Annotated in this window: 14 protein-coding genes and 1 pseudogene; 5 read left to right on the top strand and 10 right to left on the bottom strand. The window is 61.7% G+C overall.

Going from position 1 to position 18,453, the window contains the following annotated elements:
• The 4 genes and pseudogenes from C8K61_RS22455 to C8K61_RS22440 form a co-directional block, all read left to right on the top strand.
• Positions 1-1,008, top strand: a pseudogene (locus C8K61_RS22455) (response regulator); the annotation flags it as partial.
• A complete protein-coding gene (locus tag C8K61_RS22450; RefSeq protein WP_108098528.1) occupies positions 1,009-1,920 on the top strand; it encodes a putative 2-dehydropantoate 2-reductase in 912 nt (303 codons plus the stop codon).
• Between the two features lie 162 nt (positions 1,921-2,082).
• Positions 2,083-4,116 carry a HAMP domain-containing sensor histidine kinase gene (locus C8K61_RS22445; RefSeq protein ID WP_108098527.1) on the top strand — a complete coding sequence of 678 codons (2,034 nt, stop codon included), beginning with the start codon at positions 2,083-2,085 and terminating at the stop codon, positions 4,114-4,116.
• 2 nt (positions 4,117-4,118) lie between these two features.
• Positions 4,119-4,697: a cob(I)yrinic acid a,c-diamide adenosyltransferase gene (locus C8K61_RS22440; RefSeq protein WP_108098526.1), complete on the top strand. Its 579-nt coding sequence runs from the start codon at positions 4,119-4,121 to the stop codon at positions 4,695-4,697.
• Between the two features lie 117 nt (positions 4,698-4,814).
• Here C8K61_RS22440 and C8K61_RS22435 read toward each other — a convergent pair whose 3' ends face one another.
• The 4 genes from C8K61_RS22435 to secA form a co-directional block, all read right to left on the bottom strand.
• Positions 4,815-5,759: a Nudix family hydrolase gene (locus tag C8K61_RS22435; RefSeq protein ID WP_108098525.1), complete on the bottom strand. Its 945-nt coding sequence runs from the start codon at positions 5,757-5,759 to the stop codon at positions 4,815-4,817.
• Positions 5,756-6,388 (bottom strand): glutathione S-transferase, encoded by a 633-nt coding sequence (locus C8K61_RS22430; RefSeq protein ID WP_108098524.1) that lies wholly within the window; start codon positions 6,386-6,388, stop codon positions 5,756-5,758. Before C8K61_RS22430 ends, C8K61_RS22435 begins: the two co-directional genes overlap by 4 nt.
• 146 nt (positions 6,389-6,534) lie before the next feature.
• Entirely contained in the window at positions 6,535-7,752 is a 1,218-nt protein-coding gene (gene argJ / locus C8K61_RS22425) for a bifunctional glutamate N-acetyltransferase/amino-acid acetyltransferase ArgJ (RefSeq protein WP_108098523.1), read from the bottom strand.
• A gap of 128 nt (positions 7,753-7,880) precedes the next feature.
• Positions 7,881-10,616 carry a preprotein translocase subunit SecA gene (gene secA / locus C8K61_RS22420; protein WP_108098522.1) on the bottom strand — a complete coding sequence of 912 codons (2,736 nt, stop codon included), beginning with the start codon at positions 10,614-10,616 and terminating at the stop codon, positions 7,881-7,883.
• A 362-nt stretch (positions 10,617-10,978) separates the two neighbouring features.
• Between secA and C8K61_RS22415 the strand changes: the two genes are divergently transcribed.
• Positions 10,979-11,428, top strand: coding sequence for a DUF721 domain-containing protein (locus C8K61_RS22415; protein ID WP_108098521.1), 450 nt, complete (start codon positions 10,979-10,981; stop codon positions 11,426-11,428).
• Positions 11,429-11,657: 229 nt separating this feature from the next.
• Here the strand turns inward: C8K61_RS22415 and lpxC are convergent, their stop codons facing one another.
• The 6 genes from lpxC to murC form a co-directional block, all read right to left on the bottom strand.
• Positions 11,658-12,569 carry a UDP-3-O-acyl-N-acetylglucosamine deacetylase gene (gene lpxC / locus C8K61_RS22410; RefSeq protein ID WP_108098520.1) on the bottom strand — a complete coding sequence of 304 codons (912 nt, stop codon included), beginning with the start codon at positions 12,567-12,569 and terminating at the stop codon, positions 11,658-11,660.
• Positions 12,570-12,680: 111 nt separating this feature from the next.
• A complete protein-coding gene (ftsZ, locus tag C8K61_RS22405) occupies positions 12,681-13,865 on the bottom strand; it encodes a cell division protein FtsZ (protein ID WP_108098519.1) in 1,185 nt (394 codons plus the stop codon).
• Positions 13,866-13,921: 56 nt separating this feature from the next.
• Positions 13,922-15,172, bottom strand: coding sequence for a cell division protein FtsA (gene ftsA, locus C8K61_RS22400; RefSeq protein ID WP_108098518.1), 1,251 nt, complete (start codon positions 15,170-15,172; stop codon positions 13,922-13,924).
• Between the two features lie 19 nt (positions 15,173-15,191).
• Positions 15,192-16,070: a cell division protein FtsQ/DivIB gene (locus C8K61_RS22395; protein ID WP_108098517.1), complete on the bottom strand. Its 879-nt coding sequence runs from the start codon at positions 16,068-16,070 to the stop codon at positions 15,192-15,194.
• A 4-nt stretch (positions 16,071-16,074) separates the two neighbouring features.
• A complete protein-coding gene (locus C8K61_RS22390) occupies positions 16,075-17,022 on the bottom strand; it encodes a D-alanine--D-alanine ligase (RefSeq protein ID WP_108098516.1) in 948 nt (315 codons plus the stop codon).
• A complete protein-coding gene (murC, locus tag C8K61_RS22385) occupies positions 17,019-18,437 on the bottom strand; it encodes a UDP-N-acetylmuramate--L-alanine ligase (protein ID WP_178086492.1) in 1,419 nt (472 codons plus the stop codon). The genes C8K61_RS22390 and murC overlap by 4 nt, the downstream gene beginning before the upstream one ends.
• Positions 18,438-18,453 lie beyond the last annotated feature (16 nt).

Genomic DNA, 18,453 nt, shown 5'->3' with positions numbered 1-18,453 from the left:
GGCCAACCGCCGGCACCTTCATTATTTCTCTCGAGTCTGCCAATGCCCAACCCCCATCTCAGCATCCTGGTGGTGGACGACGCCAAGTTCTCCAGCGCCATGATCGGCCGTGCCCTGAGCCAAGCCGGTTACCTCGACGTGCGCTTTGCCAGCAGCGCGCTGGAGGCCTTGACGCTGTTGGAACAACGCCCTGCCAGCGTGCTGCTCGCCGACTGGTTGATGCCGGAAATCGACGGCCTGGAACTCACCGGCCGAGTCCGCCAGCTGGACGAAATGGCCGACCACTACACCTACGTCATGCTGCTCACCGGCAAGGAAGGCGAAAACGTATTGAGTGAAGCCTTCGACCGTGGCGTCGATGACTTCGTCAGCAAGTCGGCCATGAGCGAGCAACTGGTGCCGCGCGTGTACGCTGCCGACCGTCTGTGCAACACCCTGCAGCGCCTGCTGCAGGAAAACCGCATGCTCACGCAGAACATCTCCAGCCTCGAACAGCGCAACCTGGTCGACCCGCTGACCGGCCTCGGCAACCCGCGCTACCTGCACCAGATGATGATCGACAGCATCCGCCAGGTGGAATCACGTGGCGGCGCCGTGTGCTACCTGCTGATCGGCCTGCAGGACGCTCCGAACCTGCGTCAGCAGTACGGCGAAACCTTCTACAACGAGCTGCTGCACGGCGTCGCGCGGCGCCTGCAACAGCTGGTGCGGCCGCTGGACGTACTGGTGCGCCTGGACGACCACCACTTCGGCCTGCTGACCCTGCTGGAAGACCTGCAGGAGTGCTCGCCGAGCAGCTTCAAGCGCCTGCACGAGGGGCTCAACCTCAAGGCCTTCAAGACCAGCGAAGGGTTTATCACCCTCAAGGCCGGCATCAGCCTGGTGGGTATGGACGCCAAGGCGCTGCCGATCGAGCCCCAGGAGCTGATCGACCAGGCCACCACCCTGCTCCCGGAAGCCTACGGCAGTGGGCGCGTCGCTGCGGTGCGTCTGCCGCTGTACAAGTAAATGCACTGGCACGTTCTTGGCGCGGGCAGTTTGGGCACCCTCTGGGCAGCCCGCCTGGCCCGCGCCAATGTGCCGGTTACCCTGCTCCTGCGTAATCGCCAGCGCCTGGCCAGCTACCGCCAGGGTGGCGGCCTGACGTTGGTGGAGCAAGGCGAGGCCAGCCTGTACCCGGTGCCGGCGCAGAGCGTCGATGAGCAAAGCCCGATCCGCTTATTGCTGCTCGCCTGCAAGGCCTACGACGCCGAAGCGGCCGGCGCCAGCGTGGCCCATCGGCTAAGCGCCGACGCGCACGTGGTGCTGCTGCAGAACGGCATGGGCAGTCAGGACGCGGTGGCTGCACGCCTGCCACGGGCGCGCTGCATTCTCGCCTCAAGTACCGAAGGCGCCTTTCGCGACGGCGATTTTCGTGTGGTGTTTGCCGGCCACGGCCACACCTGGCTTGGCGACCCGCAACAGCCCTCACCGGTTGCCTGGCTCGAAGATTTAGCCAACGCCGGCATTTCCCACGAATGGACGCCCGACATCCTCAGCCGCCTGTGGCGCAAGCTGGCGCTGAACTGCGCGATCAACCCGCTGACCGTGCTCCACGATTGCCGTAATGGCGACCTGCAGCAGCACCCGGCAGAAGTGGCCACCCTGTGCACGGAATTGAGCGAGCTGCTGAGCGTTTGCGGGCAACCGGCCGCAGCGGAAAACCTGGCGGAGGAAGTGCAGAGGGTGATCAAAGCGACCGCCGCCAACTACTCGTCCATGCATCAGGACGTCGCCAGGCAGCAGCGTACTGAGATCAGCTACTTGATTGGCCATGCCTGGGCGGTAGCGCAGCGGCATAACTGCGCCGTACCGCATTTGCAAATGCTGCTGCAGCGCCTGCAAAAACACCTGCAGGAGCGCCATCTACCAGGCGACTGATCCTCTCGTAGGAGCGGTTTCAGCCGCGATTGGATCGCATAGAAGATCACCCGCATCGCGGCTGAAGCCGCTCCTACAGAATGCTGCAGGCTTGAAGTCGTTGAGCTGCCCCTGACCAGGCGTTACCCTGCCAACCTCTCTAGAAAAGGTCATGCCTCGCTTATGTCCCTGCGCAAGCGCCTGGAAAACCTCTCGGTCGGCCGCAAGCTATTGGCGGCGCTGTTGGCCTTGCTGACCACCGTGCTGCTGGTGGCTAACCTGGCGTTTATCAGCGCCGCGTACTGGATCTCCCAGGAAAACATGGCGCCGCAGGCCCTGCAGACAGTGGGCCGCCTGCTGTCGACCCCGGCCTTGAGCAACGAGGCGTTGAGTTCGCGTGCCACCGCCGAAGCCCTGTTGCAACGCCTGGACAGCTACAGCCCGCTGCGCGCCGCCGCACTGTATGGCAGCGATGGCCGACGTCTGGCGCAGCTCGAGCATGGCGACAGATTGCATTTGCCGCGACGTATCGAGCAGCTCTCCACCTGGCGTTATGGCGAATTTCGCACCAACCAATTGTTCGAACTGCCACAAGAAGGCAAGCCGCCTGGCCACCTGTTGCTGGTGGCCTCCAGTGAACTGCCCGGGGCCTTCTACACCGGCACCCTGACCGCCAGCCTGGTGATTCTGGCCTGCAGCGTGCTGCTCTGGTCGCTGGTGGCGCGGCAGATTCGTCGCCTGGTCACCCGCCCCATTCGCCGTCTGGAAGAGCTGTCGCGCCAGGTCACTCGCGAAGAGAACTACGCCCTGCGCGCCGAACGCGGCAATCAGGACGAAATCGGTAGCCTGGCCGAAGCGGTGAATACCATGCTGTCGCGTATCGAAGCCCGTGAGCAGCAGCTCAAGCGCGCACGCGATGACGCGCAAATGTCGTTTGACCAAGCCCAGCATCTGGCCGAGGAAACCCGCCACTCCAACCGCAAGCTCGAGTTGGAAGTGCAGGTGCGCAGCAAGATCGAGAAAAAGCTCACCGGCTTTCAGAACTACCTCAACAGCATCATCGACTCGATGCCCTCGGCCCTGATCGCCCTCGATGAGCAGTTGTACGTCAGCCAGTGGAACCAGGAAGCCAGCGCACTCTCCGGCACCCGTCTGGACGAGGCGTTGAACCAACCGGTATTCCTTGCCTTTCCACCGCTCAAACCCTACCTGCCCCAGCTCAAACGCACCGCTGAACGCCATACGGTGGAAAAGATCGAGCGGGTGACCTGGACCCGTGGTGACACCAAATTCCATTACGCCCTGACGTTCTACCCGCTCATGGGCGGCGCTGGCCGCGGGGTGGTGATTCGTATCGACGACATCACCCAGCGTCTGGCCCTGGAAGAAATGATGGTGCAGTCGGAAAAAATGCTTTCGGTGGGTGGCCTGGCCGCCGGCATGGCCCACGAAATCAACAACCCGTTGGGGGCGATTCTGCATAACGTGCAGAACATTCGCCGGCGTCTGTCCACCGAGCTGCCGCGCAACCAGGAAGTCGCTGACGCTGTCGGCGTGTCGCTGACAACCGTCAACCAGTACCTGCAGGGCCGTGAGGTGCCTCAATTGCTCGACGGCATTGCCCAGGCAGGCTCACGGGCAGCGAAGATCGTCACCCATATGCTCAGTTTCAGTCGCATGAGCAACCGCCAACTGGCGCCCTGCCAACTGCCCGCCTTGCTCGACCAGGCGGTGGAAATCGCCGGCAACGACTTCGACCTTACTGAAGGTTTCGACTTCAAGGGTCTCAACATCGAGCGCGAGTTCGACCCGCAGGTGGGCCTGGTGCCGGGTATCGCCAACGAGCTGGAGCAGGTGCTGCTCAACCTGCTGAAAAACGCCGCCCAGGCCATTCACCAACGCGAGGCCAAATCGGGCTCGCTGCTGGAGCCAGGGCGTATCGTACTGCGCACGCGATTGGCCGAGCCCTGGGCCGAAATTCAGGTGGAAGACAACGGCATCGGCATGCCGGAGCTGGTGCGCAAGCGCATCTTCGAACCGTTCTTCACCACCAAGGAAGTCGGCCAGGGCACGGGCCTGGGCCTGTCGGTTTCTTACTTCATCATCACCAACAACCACAAAGGGCAGATGGAGGTGCAGTCCACCCTGGGCCAAGGCACCTGCTTCACCCTGCGTTTGCCGCTGGCAACGCCTCCCGATAATTTCGCAGAGAGTTGAACATGGGTTTTCGCCTGTCGAAGATTTACACCCGCACCGGCGATGCCGGCGAAACTGGCCTGGCCGACGGCCGCCGCGTGCCCAAAGACCACCCGCGTGTGGAAGCCATGGGCGAGCTCGACAGCCTCAACAGCCAGCTTGGCCTGTTGCTGGCGGGGCTGGCCGAACACGAAGTGATGTGGCCAGGGCTGAGCGAGGTGATCGACGTGTTGAGCCCCTGCCAGCACCGCTTATTCGACCTCGGCGGCGAGCTGGCTATGCCGCAGTATCAGGCGTTGAACCAGGCTGAAGTGGAGCGCCTGGAGGCGGCCATCGACCTGTGGAACGAAGAACTGGGGCCACTGGAGAACTTCATTTTGCCCGGCGGCTCGCTGCTGGTGGCCCAGGCCCATGTATGCCGGGCACAGGCGCGCAGTGCCGAACGGCGCTGTCAGCAATTGAATGCCATCGAGCCGTTGGCCGGGGTGGGCTTGGCGTATGTGAATCGCTTGTCGGATCTGCTGTTTGGCGCGGCCCGCTTGATTGGCCGGCGGATGCAGATCAATGAGGTGTTGTGGCAGGCGGCGCCGAAGCCGGAGTGAGGCGAACCCTCTCCCCCGGCCCCTCTCCCGCGAGCGGGCGAGGGGAGACAAGCCGAACGCATTCCAGCCCCCTCTCCCGCTAGGCCGGCCGGGCAGGCGAGAGGGTTGGGGAGAGGGTCAGAGGGTCGGCCAGAACGCCCGAATCCCCGCCACACCCTGAGCCCCAATCTCCCAGGCCTTTTCCGTATCCCCTGCCCCAACCCCACCCAGCAGAAACACCGGCTGATTAAACCCCGCGAGCATTTCCTGCGCCGCCTCCCAGCCCAACGGCTGCGCCTCAGGGTGAGTCTGCGTGGCTTGCACGGGCGACAGGGTGACGAAGTCCACGCCCATTTGCGCCGCCAACGCCAACTCTTCAGCGTTATGGCAGGACGCCGCCAACCAGCGATGGGCAGGGAACGGCCGGCCACCACTGACCAGCTTGCGCAGTTGGGTGGACGTCAGGTGCCAGCCAGCCGCCGGGAAATCCCCTAGCCATTCCAGCGGGCCCTTGAGCATCAGCTGTGCACGGCCGGCGCACAGGCCGACGGCGTCCACGGCGAGGTCGCGGTATTGCGGGTCGTACATGTTCGGCGCCCGCAGTTGCACCAGACGAATGCCGCTTTCCAGCGCGGCCTTGAGGCCTAGAAGCAGTTCCTTGGGCTCAAGGTTGTCCGGGGTAATCAGGTAGTGCTCGGGCAGCCGGGCGGCCGCCACGATCGGCCGGTTGGCCGCTGGGAACTCGTAGTCGCTGAGCTCGCGGCTGGTCACCCAGGCTAGCGGCTGGCCTTCGGCGCCATGGGGCTCACCGGTAAAGGCGCTGACTTCCCAGACATCCAGCAGCACGTGTTTGTCCGGGTAGTCATGACGCACTTGAATCAGCGGCCGCGCAGCGCTCACCTGAATGCCTAACTCCTCGGCCAGCTCACGGCCCAGGGCGGCGCGTACCGACTCGCCCTCCTCGACCTTGCCGCCGGGGAACTCCCACAGGCCACCCTGGTGTTTATCGTCGGGACGCCGGGCGAGCAGAATTCGCCCGTCCATACCGCGGATAACCGCTGCCGCTACATGCACTCGTTTCACGCCGTTTGTTCCTCACGTGCGGCCTGTTGCCAGCGCTGAAACGCTGGCCACTGGTAGATGGTTTCCACATAGGCTGCGGCCTCGGCCGACAGCTGCGCCCGGTAGCCGCGAAAGCGCACGGCAACCGGGGCGAAAAAGGCGTCAGCCAGGCTGACATGGCCAAACAGATACGGCCCGTCCTGGCCGAACTCGCTGCGGCAACGTGCCCAGATGGCGCTGATGCGTTCGATATCGGCCAGTACTTCGGCCGGCACGTGCGGCAACGCCTCGTCGCGCGACAGGTCCATCGGCATTGCCGTGCGCAGCGGCACAAAGCCGCTGTGCATCTCGGCACACACGCTGCGGGCGATGGCGCGGGCATAAGCGCCGCGCGGCCACAGGTGCGCTTCGGGGAAGGTTTCGGCGAGGTATTCGCTGATGGCCAGCGAATCCCAGATCGAACCCTCGGCAGTTTTCAGCAGCGGCACTTTGCCGGTGGGCGAGTGCTCGAGGATGCGCTGGCGAGTGTCGGCCTGGTTCAGGCGGATCAGTTGCTCCTCATAAACAACCCCTGCCAGCTCCAAGGCCAGCGCCGCGCGCAGAGACCAGGAGGAGTAAGTCTTGTCGCCGATTACCAGAGAGAGAGCCATGTGCGCCGTCCTTTGTTGAGCCCAATTAACGAACTGCGACAATAGGCAGCACGCGGGCGCAGGGCAAATTCCGATTGCTCATGCCCCCATAAGGCGGGGGAATGGCCGGGGGAAAAGCCGCCGCAGAACGCGGCGGCGGTTACAACTTAAGAGCGGTATTCAGCGTTGATGCGCACGTACTCGTGGGACAGGTCGGTGGTCCAGATGGTCTCGCTGCACGTGCCACGGCCCAGCTCGATACGGATGCCGATCTCTTCCTTGGCCATTACCGCTGCGCCCTGCTCTTCGGTGTAGGTGGTCGCACGGCAGCCACGGCTGGCGATGCACACGTCGCCGAGGAACACGTCGATCTTGCTCACGTCCAACTGCGCCACGCCGGCACGGCCGACAGCCGCCAGAATGCGACCCCAGTTCGGGTCGGAGGCAAACAAGGCGGTCTTGATCAGCGGCGAGTGGGCCACGGCGTACGCCACGTCCAGGCACTCTTGATGGGTGGCGCCGCCATTGGCTTGCACGGTGACGAATTTGGTCGCGCCTTCGCCGTCACGGACGATGGCCTGCGCCAGCTCCATGGACACATCCAGCACCGCCTGCTTCAGCTCGGCGAACAACGCGCCGCTGGCCTGGGTGACTTCAGGCAGCTCGGCCTGGCCGGTAGCGACCAGGATGCAGCAGTCGTTGGTCGAGGTGTCGCCGTCGATGGTGATGCGGTTGAACGACTTGTTCGCCGCGTCGCGCAGCAGGTCCTGCAGCAGACCCTGAGCAACCTTGGCGTCGGTGGCGATGTAACCGAGCATGGTCGCCATGTTCGGCTTGATCATGCCGGCGCCCTTGCTGATGCCGGTGACGGTGACGGTGACACCGTCGTGGACGAACTGGCGGCTGGCGCCTTTGGGCTGGGTGTCGGTGGTCATGATGCCGGCAGCGGCAGCCGCCCAGTTGTCCACAGACAGATCGGCCAACGCAGCGGCCAGGGCACCTTCGATTTTCTCAACCGGCAGCGGCTCACCGATTACGCCCGTGGAGAACGGCAGTACGGAGGTCTCTGGCACGCCGGTCAGCTCAGCCAGCTTGGCGCAAGTACGCGCGGCAGCCTGCAGGCCCGGCTCGCCGGTGCCGGCGTTGGCATTGCCAGTGTTGGTCAGCAGGTAGCGCACCGGGTTGACCACGTTTTTCTTCGCCAGAATCACCGGCGCGGCGCAGAACGCGTTCAAGGTGAACACCCCGGCCACGCTTGCGCCTTCGGCACAGCGCATCACCACCACGTCTTTGCGCCCTTCGCGCTTGATGCCGGCAGAGGAAATACCGAGTTCAAAACCAGCGACAGGATGCAGCGTAGGCAGAGGACCGAGACCAACAGGCATGGGGTGAGCTCCTTGGCAGAAACCGAGTAAAAACTGCGCCCCTTCGGCGCAGCATGAATTCAAGCAAAAACGCCGCGAACGGCAAACCGGTCACGGCGTTTTATCACACAGCTGTTACAGAGCCCGGTTTACGAAATCTGACCGTGGCAATGTTTGTATTTCTTGCCACTGCCGCAGTAGCACAGCTCGTTACGGCCGATCTTCTGGTCGTTACGCACTGGGGCATAAGTGGCTACTGCCACTTCACCTTCCGGCTCCAACTCAGGCTCGTCCAGGGCCGAGGCTTCAGCGTGCTGGAACTGCATGCGCGAGGCCAGGGCTTCGGCTTCCTGGCGCAGACGCGCCTCTTCTTCGACCGGGTCTTCGCGACGCACTTGGACGTGGGACAGAACGCGAATGGTGTCGCGTTTGATCGAATCCAGCAGTTCCTGGAACAGGGTGAAGGACTCGCGCTTGTACTCCTGTTTCGGATTCTTCTGCGCGTAACCACGCAGGTGAATACCGTGGCGCAGGTGGTCCATGGTCGACAGGTGGTCTTTCCACAAGTCGTCCAGCACCCGCAACAGAATCTGCTTCTCGAAGGTGCGCAGGGCTTCGGCACTGGCCGCATCTTCTTTTTCGTTGTAGGCCTTCAACAGCTCTTCGAGGATGCGCGCACGCAGCGGCTCTTCGTACAGCTGGGCGTCGTCGTCGAGCCATTGCTGGATCGGCAACTTGATGCTGAAGTCGTTGAACAGCGCAGTTTCCAGACCGGCGATATCCCACTGCTCGGGCAGCGATTGCGGGGCAATGTGCTGGTTGATGGTGCTATCCAGTACTTCCTGACGGAACTCGGCGATGGTTTCGCCCACTTCACTGGAGGCCAGCAGACTGTTGCGCATGTGGTAGATCACTTTGCGCTGCTCGTTGGCGACGTCGTCGAACTCCAGCAGTTGCTTACGCATGTCGAAGTTGCGGCCTTCCACTTTGCGCTGGGCCTTTTCGATGGCGTTGCTGACCATGCGGTGTTCGATGGCTTCGCCGGCCTGCATGCCCAGGGCCTTCATGAAATTCTTCACCCGGTCGGAGGCGAAGATGCGCATCAGGTTGTCTTCCAGCGACAGGTAGAAACGGCTGGAACCCGGGTCACCCTGACGGCCGGAACGGCCACGCAGCTGGTTGTCGATACGGCGAGATTCGTGACGCTCGGAGGCGATCACATGCAGACCACCGGACTCGATCACCAGTTGGTGACGCTTGTGCCAGTCGGCCTTGATTTGCGCGATCTGCTCTTCGCTGGGGTTTTCCAGGGCCGCCACTTCGACTTCCCAGTTACCGCCCAGAAGGATGTCGGTACCGCGACCGGCCATGTTGGTGGCAATGGTCAGCGCACCCGGGCGACCAGCCTGGGCAATGATTTCGGCTTCTTTTTCGTGGAACTTGGCGTTGAGGACTTTGTGCTCGATGCCTTCCTGCTCGAGCAGCTTGGAGACGTACTCCGAGCTGTCGATCGAGGCGGTACCCACCAGGATCGGCCGGCCAACGGCCTGGCTTTCCTTGATGTCGGCAACGATGGCGGCATATTTCTCTTCCTGGGTCAGATACACCAGGTCGTTGAAGTCTTTACGCGCCAGCGGCTTGTTCGGCGGAATCACTACAACCGGCAGGTTGTAGATCTGGTGGAATTCGAACGCTTCGGTGTCTGCAGTACCGGTCATGCCGGACAGCTTGTTGTACAGGCGGAAGTAGTTCTGGAAGGTGGTGGAAGCCAGGGTCTGGCTCTCGGCCTGGATGTTCAGACCTTCCTTCGCTTCGATGGCCTGGTGCAGGCCTTCGGACAGACGACGACCCGGCATGGTTCGGCCGGTGTGTTCGTCGACCAGCAACACCTGATCGTTCTGCACGATGTATTCGACGTTGCGGTGGAACAGCTTGTGGGCGCGCAGGCCGGCATACACGTGGGTCAGCAGGCCCAGGTTATGCGCCGAGTACAGGCTTTCGCCTTCGGCCAGCAGGCCGGCGTGGGTGAGCATGTCTTCGATGAACTGGTGACCGGCTTCGTTGAGCTCGACCTGACGGGTCTTCTCGTCAACGGTGAAGTGGCCCTCCTGGGTAACCACGCCTTCCACTTCCTCAATGTGTTGCTTGAGGCGCGGAATCAGCAGGTTGATCTGCATGTACAGCTTGGAGCTGTCTTCGGCCTGGCCGGAGATGATCAGCGGGGTACGGGCTTCGTCGATGAGGATCGAGTCGACTTCGTCGATCACGGCGAAGTTCAGCTCGCGCTGGAACTTCTCTTCGACGCTGAATGCCATGTTGTCGCGCAGGTAGTCGAAGCCGAATTCGTTGTTGGTGCCGTAGGTGATGTCGCTGGCATAGGCCGCGCGCTTTTCTTCCGGGGGCTGGAACGGGCTGACGATGCCCACGGACAGGCCGAGGAATTCATACAGCGGACGCATCCAGTTGGCGTCACGGCGAGCCAGGTAGTCGTTCACGGTTACCACGTGCACGCCTTTGCCGGACAGCGCGTTGAGGTACACGGCCAGGGTACCCACCAGGGTCTTACCTTCACCGGTACGCATCTCGGCAATCTTGCCTTCGTGCAAGGTGGCGCCACCGATCAGCTGGACGTCGAAGTGACGCATGCCCATGACGCGCTTACCCGCTTCACGGGCGACCGCGAAGGCTTCGGGCAACAGTTGGTCGAGGGTTTCGCCTTTGGCCAGACGGGCCTTGAACTCTTCGGTCTTGGCGCGCAGCTGCTCGTCGGACAGAGCCAGCATCTGCTCTTCGAACGAATTGGCGGCTTGCACCACCTTCTGCATGCGCTTCACTTCGCGCTCGTTCTTACTTCCAAAGAGTTTCTTTAACAAAGGCGCAAACATATCGGCAGGATCTTCCACACATATGGATGGAGGGCGGCCCCGTGAGTCGCCCGCGCAGCCTTCATGGCTGCTTGCGAAGCGGGCATTCTACCCGGAATCGTTATCGAGGAAAGTAGCGTTGTTGCACTGTGCCAGCAGCAGATCACTTCACCCGCTGTGGTTCAGTTACGGACCACAAAACTGACTACACAGTCTGCTTGTTGTCGACGTAAAACCTGGGCTGTTACAACTGGCAAACATTTCCAAGACTTCTATATGGGGGCAGTTTTTTCTCAATCAACCCCCCCACGCCGACAGCCTTCGAAGCCGGTGCCTGTGTGCTTCTGCTACCATGACCGCCCACCTACTGAAGACCATTCACCATGGCTTTTCGCCCCCTTCCTGCCAAAGGCCACACCGCGCTGTTGCGCGATGCCAAACCCTTGCAAGCGCTGATCAATCAGGCTCACCGCCTGGACCATTTGCAGCGTCTGGTGGAAAGCCAACTGCAGCCAGCAGCCCGCGAGCATTGTCACGTCGCCTCCTGGCGCGAGGGCTGCCTGCTACTGATTGTCACGGACGGCCACTGGGCCACCCGCCTGCGCTATCAACAGCGGCGTCTGGAGCGCCAGCTGCAAATGCTGGAACCGTTCCGCAACCTCAACCGCATTCTGTTCAAAGTGCAGCCACGTGTCGGCGTCGCCAAAATGCGTGGGCACTCGATGCAGCTCTCCAGCGAAACAGCTGACGGGATTCAGGAAGTGGCGGAAGGGATTAGCGATCCGGGATTACGCGCAGCGCTCGAGCGGTTAGCGCGGCACGGAAAAGGCTGATCCATCCTGGCGCTTTTGATATTCAGATCTACACCTCCCACAATCGAGATCGAGCGAGCTAGAGTCGCTCAAGGCAAAAATCGCTTTTGAAGCGCAGTTGGCTGTAGCCAATGAGCATTCAAAAACGATTTTTAACGCAGCCCGGCCGACGCGCAGCCGATCGGTTATTTACATCCATAAAAAAAGCCACCCGAGGGTGGCTTTAAGAAACAGCTAAGGAGGGTATTGCTCAACCAGCCGCAACTGGTCGCATGTACGAAATCGGCGCGCTCTTCACGTCGTCGAATGTCACCACTTCCCAAGCGTCACGTTGCTCAATCAAAGTGCGCAACAGACGGTTGTTCAGCGCATGCCCCGACTTGAAGCCGCGGAACTCGCCAATCAGGCTGTTACCCAGCAGGTAGAGGTCACCGATAGCGTCGAGAATCTTGTGTTTGACGAACTCGTCCTCGTACCGCAGGCCGTCTTCGTTCAGTACACGGAATTCATCCACGACGATGGCGTTTTCTACGCTGCCGCCAAGTGCCAGGTTCTGCGAACGCAGGAACTCGATGTCACTCATGAAACCGAAAGTCCGCGCACGGCTCACTTCTTTAACGAAGGAGGTGCTGGAGAAGTCCACGCTCGCGCTTTGGGTGCGATTGCGGAAAACCGGGTGATCGAAATCGATCTCGAAACTCACCTTGAAACCATCGAAAGGAACGAAGGTGGCGCGCTTGTCGCCCTCTACTACCGTCACTTCGCGGGTGATGCGGATGAATTTCTTCGCCGCTTCCTGCTCCTGCAGACCAGCGGATTGAATCAGGAATACGAAGGGGCCAGCGCTACCGTCCATGATCGGCACTTCGGACGCGGAGAGCTCGACGTAGGCGTTATCGATGCCCAGGCCAGCCATGGCCGAAAGCAGGTGCTCCACGGTGTCCACTTTCACATCACCATTGACCAGTGTGGTCGACATGGTGGTTTCACCGACATTCTCGGCACGCGCGCGAATTTCCACGACGGGGTCCAAGTCGGTACGACGAAACACGATACCGGTATCGACCGGTGCCGGCTTGAGGGTCAGGTAAACCTTCTCCCCAGAATGCAGGCCGACGCCGGTGGCGCGGATGATGTTCTTCAGTGTGCGTTGTTTGATCATGGATTGGCCGCTATAACACTAGTTGCGAATTGTTTTCAACAATGGCCGGGGATAATACCAGACCCGGCCTGTGCTGAACACCAATCACCCCAATACTCCTGATACATTTCATTAATCAGCCTGGCGACGCAGGAACGCCGGGATATCCAGATAATCCAGATCGTCCTGCGCGTTCAGCTTGGCTGCAGCAGCAGCGCCAGCGTGAGCCTGATTGCGCATTACGGTCGGGCGATCCAGATCACGGTAGTTCACCGCAGGCTGTTCGTTACGTGGTGCAGCGGCGGACGGCATGGCAGCAGCTTGCACGGTATTGTCGATAACCTTGACCGGCTTCTCGATTTTCGCGCCCAGGCCAGTGGCCACAACGGTGACGTGCAGTTCGTCGCGCATGTCCGGGTCGATTACGGTGCCGACCTTGACGGTAGCTTGCTCGGAGGCGAACTGCTCGATGATGTTACCCACGTCGGAGTACTCACCCAGGGACAGGTCAGGACCGGCGGTGATGTTCACCAGAATGCCGCGTGCGCCTTGCAGGTTGACGTCTTCCAGCAGCGGGTTGCGGATAGCTGCTTCGGTTGCTTCACGTGCACGGTTCGGACCACTGGCGCAACCAGTGCCCATCATCGCCATGCCCATTTCGCTCATCACGGTTTTCACGTCAGCGAAGTCGACGTTGATCATGCCCGGACGCTTGATGATGTCGGAGATACCGCGCACGGCACCGGCCAGTACATCGTCAGCCTTGGCGAAAGCCGACAGCAGGCTTGCGTCTTTGCCGAGGATGGTCAGCAGTTTTTCGTTAGGAATGGTGATCAGCGAGTCAACGCTCATCGACAGCGCGCGGATGCCTTCTTCGGCGATCAGCATGCGCTTGCGGCCTTCGAACGGGAACGGACGGGTCACCACCGCAACGGTGAGGATGCCCATTTCCTTGGCCACTTCAGCAATGATCGGTGCCGCACCGGTACCGGTACCGCCACCCATGCCAGTGGTAATGAAGACCATGTCGGTGCCTTGCAGCACTTCGGCGATACGCTCGCGGTCTTCCATGGCAGCCTGACGGCCGACTTCCGGGTTGGCGCCAGCGCCAAGGCCCTTGGTCACGCCAGTACCGAGTTGCAGCACGGTGCGCGCGCCGACATTTTTCAATGCCTGTGCGTCCGTGTTGGCGCAGATGAACTCAACGCCTTCAATGTTGTTTTTGGCCATATGGTTAACAGCGTTACCGCCGCCGCCACCCACACCGATGACCTTGATAACTGCACTTTGCGGGATATTGTCTACGAGCTCGAACATGGTCCCCTCTCCTTTGCTTTTCTAGTTGTAACGCCTACAGCACACGCGGTTTAACATCAAAAATTGCCCTGGACCCAGCGTTTCAGCCGCTCCAGTACAGGTGTCTTTGGTTCGTCGTTGTAGCTGCTGCTTCCACCCGACAGCGAGATGCCGTCGTTCTGTTTTTGCAGCCCGTACATGAGCAAGCCCACGCCGGTCGAATAAATCGGGTTGTGCACCACGTCCGCCAAGCCCTTGATGCCTTGCGGCATACCCAGGCGCACAGGCATGTGGAAAATCTCTTCAGCCAGTTCCACCGCGCCTTCCATCTTGGAAGTACCGCCGGTGAGGACGATGCCGGCCGGAATCAGGTCTTCGTAGCCGCTGCGACGCAGCTCAGCCTGGACCAGGGTGAACAGTTCGTCGTAACGCGGCTCCACCACTTCGGCCAGGGACTGGCGCGACAGGTCGCGCGGCGGACGATCACCGACGCTCGGCACCTTGATGGTTTCACCGGCGCCAGCCAGCTTGGCCAGGGCGCAGGCATAACGGATCTTGATTTCTTCGGCGTACTGGGTCGGGGTACGCAGCGCCATGGCGATGTCGTTGGTAACCTGGTCGCCAGCAATCGGAATCACCGCGGTGTGGCGGATCGCGCCTTCGGTGAAGATTGCGATGTCAGTAGTGCCACCGCCGATGTCCACCAAGCACACGCCCAACTCTTTCTCGTCGTCGGTCAGCACGGCATAGGCCGAGGCCAGTTGCTCGAGAATGATGTCGTCCACTTCCAGGCCGCAGCGGCGCACGCATTTTTCGATGTTCTGAGCCGCGTTCACCGCGCAGGTCACCACGTGCACCTTTGCTTCCAGCCGGACACCGGACATGCCCAGAGGCTCGCGCACGCCTTCCTGGTTATCGATCACGTAGTCCTGCGGCAGGGTGTGCAGTACACGCTGGTCCGCCGGAATGGCCACGGCCTGAGCGGCATCGAGTACACGCTCGAGGTCGGCCTGGCTGACTTCACGGTCGCGGATGGCGACGATGCCGTGGGAGTTGAGGCTGCGGATATGGTTGCCCGCGACACCGACAAAGGCCGAGTGAATACGGCAGCCAGCCATCATCTGCGCTTCCTCGATGGCGCGCTGAATCGACTGAACGGTGGACTCGATATTCACCACCACGCCCTTCTTCAGGCCGCGCGAGGGGTGGGTACCGATCCCAACGATTTCCAGCTGGCCGTCAGCCGTCACCTCGCCCACCAGCGCCACCACTTTGGAGGTGCCGATATCGAGGCCGACGATCATCTTGCCGCTCTGCACGTTTGCCATGTTGCTGCCTTCTCCTAATTCACTTCTGTGCGACGGTTTTGTCCGTCGCTGGCGCAATCGGTTCACGCCACGCCACGGCCAGGCCGTTGGAGTAGCGCAGGTCAATGCGCGAAATATTGGTGATCTGGTCTTTCAAACTCTTGTCGTAGATGGTCACGAAACGGCGCATTTTTTCGACCAGATGGTCGCGACCCAGCAACAACTCAATACTTTGTCCGGTGTTGTTCACCCCGGTGGTGAGGAACCAGCTGCCACGCTCACGCAGCTCCAGGCGCGCCACCGAAAAACCCAGCGGCCGCAGCATCTGGCTGAGCATCTGGTAGCGCTGCATCACGTCTTCCTGGGCACGCTGCGGACCGACCAGCTGCGGCAGGTTTTCGTAGTTGGCCAGTTCACGCGGGGTGAAGGCCTCGCCCTGGTTGTTAAGCAGTGCCTCGTCGCCCCAACGGGCCACCGGCAGTTGTTCTTCCAGCGAAATGCTCACCGTATCCGGCCATACGCGGCGCACTTCGGCGTGAGCAATCCACGGCATTTTTTCCAGCTCGGCGCGCATGCCGGCCAGGTCGACGGTGAAGAAGCTCGCCGCCACGTAAGGCGAGATCCGCTGCTGCACCGCTTGCTGGCTGATGTAGCTGAGCTCGCCCTGCACACTGATCTTGGCAATCGGCCGGTCTGCATAGGGCAGCAAACGTTGCGCGGCCTCATAGGTGCCGAAACCGAGCGCCAGCAACAGCACCGGCCAGAGCACGCGCTTGATCGCCGAGAAACTCGGCTTGGGCACGCGCACTGACAACGGTTCTTTCGCCACCATCCGACTGGCACCCCGCTGCGCCGGCTTGCGTGGCAAAGGGCCACGGCCGGGAACGGGTTGCTGATGACGGAGGGTTGCGCCGTGCATGGTCTTAACCTCGGGCCTCAACGCTGTCGGAAAGAATCGCCACGACCAGCTGCTGGAAATCCAGCCCTGCTGCGCGAGCGGCCATTGGCACCAGACTATGATCGGTCATGCCGGGAACGGTATTGACCTCCAGCAACCAGAACTTGCCGTCTTTGTCCTGCATCACGTCGGCACGCGCCCAGCCCTGGATACCCACAGCTTCACAGGCACGTGCGGTGAGGTCTTTGAGCTCTTGTTCCTTGGCCGCATCCAGGCCGCAGGGGATGCGGTACTGGGTGTCATTGGCCAGGTACTTGGCGTCGTAATCGTAGAAGGTGTGCGGGGTACCCAGGCCAATCGGCGGCAGCACTTCGCCACGCAATACGGCGACGGTGAACTCGGGACCGGAAATCCATTGTTCGACCAATACCTGCGAGTCGTAGCCGCTGGCGTCACGCCAGGCGCTGATCAGTTCGTCGACGCTGTTCACTTTGGCCATGCCGATACTGGAACCTTCATGGGCCGGTTTGACGATCAGCGGGAAACCCAGTTCCGTGGCGGCCGACCGGCAGTCTTCGACGCTAGCCAACACCGCGTGCCGCGGGGTGGACAGGCCCAGGCTCTGCCAAACTTGTTTGGTGCGCAGCTTGTCCATCGCCAGGGCCGAGGCCAGCACGCGGCTGCCGGTGTACGGAATGCCCACGCACTCCAGCAGGCCTTGCATGCTGCCGTCTTCGCCGCCACGACCGTGGAGGACGATAAAGGCGCGGTCGATCTTCTCGCTGACCAGACGCTGCAAGAAGTCATCGCCGACATCGATGCCGAATGCATCCACGCCAGCCGCTTGCAGCGCTTCCAGTACGGCAGCGCCGGACTTCAGCGACACAGGACGCTCGGCGCTCTTGCCGCCGAACAACACGGCAACACGACCAAAGGCTTCAGGGGCCAGATTGGCGTTCAACAAGCCACTCATTTCTTACTCCCACCGGCGACAACCGCGCCGGCAAACAACGGACTCTGCAACAACTGCGGCGCCAGGCCACCGATATCCCCGGCGCCTTGGCACAGGAGGATGTCGCCGGCGCGCAGCAACGGTTTGACGATCGGCGCCAGCTCAGTGCCGCGCTCGATATAGATAGGGTCCAGCTGGCCGCGCTGACGGATGCTGTGGCACAACTGGCGGCTGTCGGCGCCCGGAATCGGCTCCTCGCCGGCTGGGTACACTTCCATCAGCAGCAGCACATTGGCGTCGGCCAATACCTGCACGAAGTCGTCGTACAGATCGCGGGTACGGCTGTAGCGGTGCGGCTGGTAAACCATCACCAGGCGACGCTCCGGCCAGCCACCACGGACGGCCTTGATCACCGCTGCCACTTCGCGCGGGTGGTGACCGTAGTCGTCCACCAGCATCACGTGGCCGCCCTCAACCGGCAGCTCGCCGTACACCTGGAAGCGTCGACCGACGCCCTGGAAGCACGACAGGCCCTGAACGATGGCTTCGTCACTCAGGCCCTCGTCGGTGGCAATGGCAATGGTCGCCAAGGCGTTCAGCACGTTGTGGTTACCCGGCATGTTCACCGACACATCCAACGGCTCGCGGCCAGCGCGCAGCACGGTGAAGTAGGTTTGCATGCCGTTCTGGCGCAGGTTGATGGCGCGCACGTCAGCGTCTTCGCTCAGGCCGTAGGTCATGCTTGGGCGTTTCACCTGGGGCAGAATTTCGCGCACCACCGGGTCATCGATGCACACCACGGCCAGGCCGTAGAACGGCAGGTTGTGGAGGAACTCGACGAAGGTTTTCTTCAACTTGTTGAAGTCACCTTCGTAGGTGCTCATGTGGTCCATGTCGATGTTGGTGACCACGGCCACCATCGGCTGCAGGTGCAGGAAGCTGGCGTCGCTTTCGTCCGCCTCGGCCACCAGATAGCGGCTGGTGCCGAGCTGGGCGTTGGTGCCGGCAGCGTTCAGCCGGCCACCGATGACAAAGGTCGGGTCCAGGCCAGCGGCAGCAAACACCGAAGCAATCAAACTCGTAGTGGTGGTTTTGCCATGGGTACCGGCAACAGCGATGCCGTGGCGATAGCGCATCAGCTCAGCCAACATCTCGGCGCGCGGCACGATCGGAATGCGCCGTTCAACGGCATTGGCCACTTCCGGGTTAGCGGTGTTGATGGCACTGGACACCACCAGCACGTCAGCGTGTTGGGCGTTCTCGGCGCGGTGACCGATGAAAATTTGCGCGCCGAAATTCTGCAGGCGCTCGGTGACGGCCGAACCCTTGATGTCGGAACCGGAGACGTCATAACCAAGGTTCAACAACACCTCGGCGATGCCGCACATACCGGCACCGCCAATACCCACAAAGTGGATGCGACGGATGCGGCGCATTTCAGGCTGCGGAAAC

It is taken from the genome of Pseudomonas sp. GV071 (genome assembly GCF_003050835.1).
GTDB lineage: Bacteria > Pseudomonadota > Gammaproteobacteria > Pseudomonadales > Pseudomonadaceae > Aquipseudomonas.
Note: the sequence above shows the minus strand (reverse complement) of the source record. Positions and strands in the feature narration are given on the sequence as shown.

Excerpts from the sequence above, each read along its gene's own strand:
- C8K61_RS22450 (WP_108098528.1), top strand. The coding sequence starts at position 1,009 with ATGCACTGGCACGTTCTTGGCGCGGGCAGTTTGGGCACCCTCTGGGCA.
- C8K61_RS22445 (WP_108098527.1), top strand. The coding sequence starts at position 2,083 with ATGTCCCTGCGCAAGCGCCTGGAAAACCTCTCGGTCGGCCGCAAGCTA.
- C8K61_RS22440 (WP_108098526.1), top strand. The coding sequence starts at position 4,119 with ATGGGTTTTCGCCTGTCGAAGATTTACACCCGCACCGGCGATGCCGGC.
- C8K61_RS22430 (WP_108098524.1), bottom strand. The coding sequence starts at position 6,388 with ATGGCTCTCTCTCTGGTAATCGGCGACAAGACTTACTCCTCCTGGTCT.
- argJ (WP_108098523.1), bottom strand. The coding sequence starts at position 7,752 with ATGCCTGTTGGTCTCGGTCCTCTGCCTACGCTGCATCCTGTCGCTGGT.
- secA (WP_108098522.1), bottom strand. The coding sequence starts at position 10,616 with ATGTTTGCGCCTTTGTTAAAGAAACTCTTTGGAAGTAAGAACGAGCGC.
- C8K61_RS22415 (WP_108098521.1), top strand. The coding sequence starts at position 10,979 with ATGGCTTTTCGCCCCCTTCCTGCCAAAGGCCACACCGCGCTGTTGCGC.
- lpxC (WP_108098520.1), bottom strand. The coding sequence starts at position 12,569 with ATGATCAAACAACGCACACTGAAGAACATCATCCGCGCCACCGGCGTC.
- ftsZ (WP_108098519.1), bottom strand. The coding sequence starts at position 13,865 with ATGTTCGAGCTCGTAGACAATATCCCGCAAAGTGCAGTTATCAAGGTC.
- ftsA (WP_108098518.1), bottom strand. The coding sequence starts at position 15,172 with ATGGCAAACGTGCAGAGCGGCAAGATGATCGTCGGCCTCGATATCGGC.
- C8K61_RS22395 (WP_108098517.1), bottom strand. The coding sequence starts at position 16,070 with ATGCACGGCGCAACCCTCCGTCATCAGCAACCCGTTCCCGGCCGTGGC.
- C8K61_RS22390 (WP_108098516.1), bottom strand. The coding sequence starts at position 17,022 with ATGAGTGGCTTGTTGAACGCCAATCTGGCCCCTGAAGCCTTTGGTCGT.
- murC (WP_178086492.1), bottom strand. The coding sequence starts at position 18,437 with ATGCGCCGCATCCGTCGCATCCACTTTGTGGGTATTGGCGGTGCCGGT.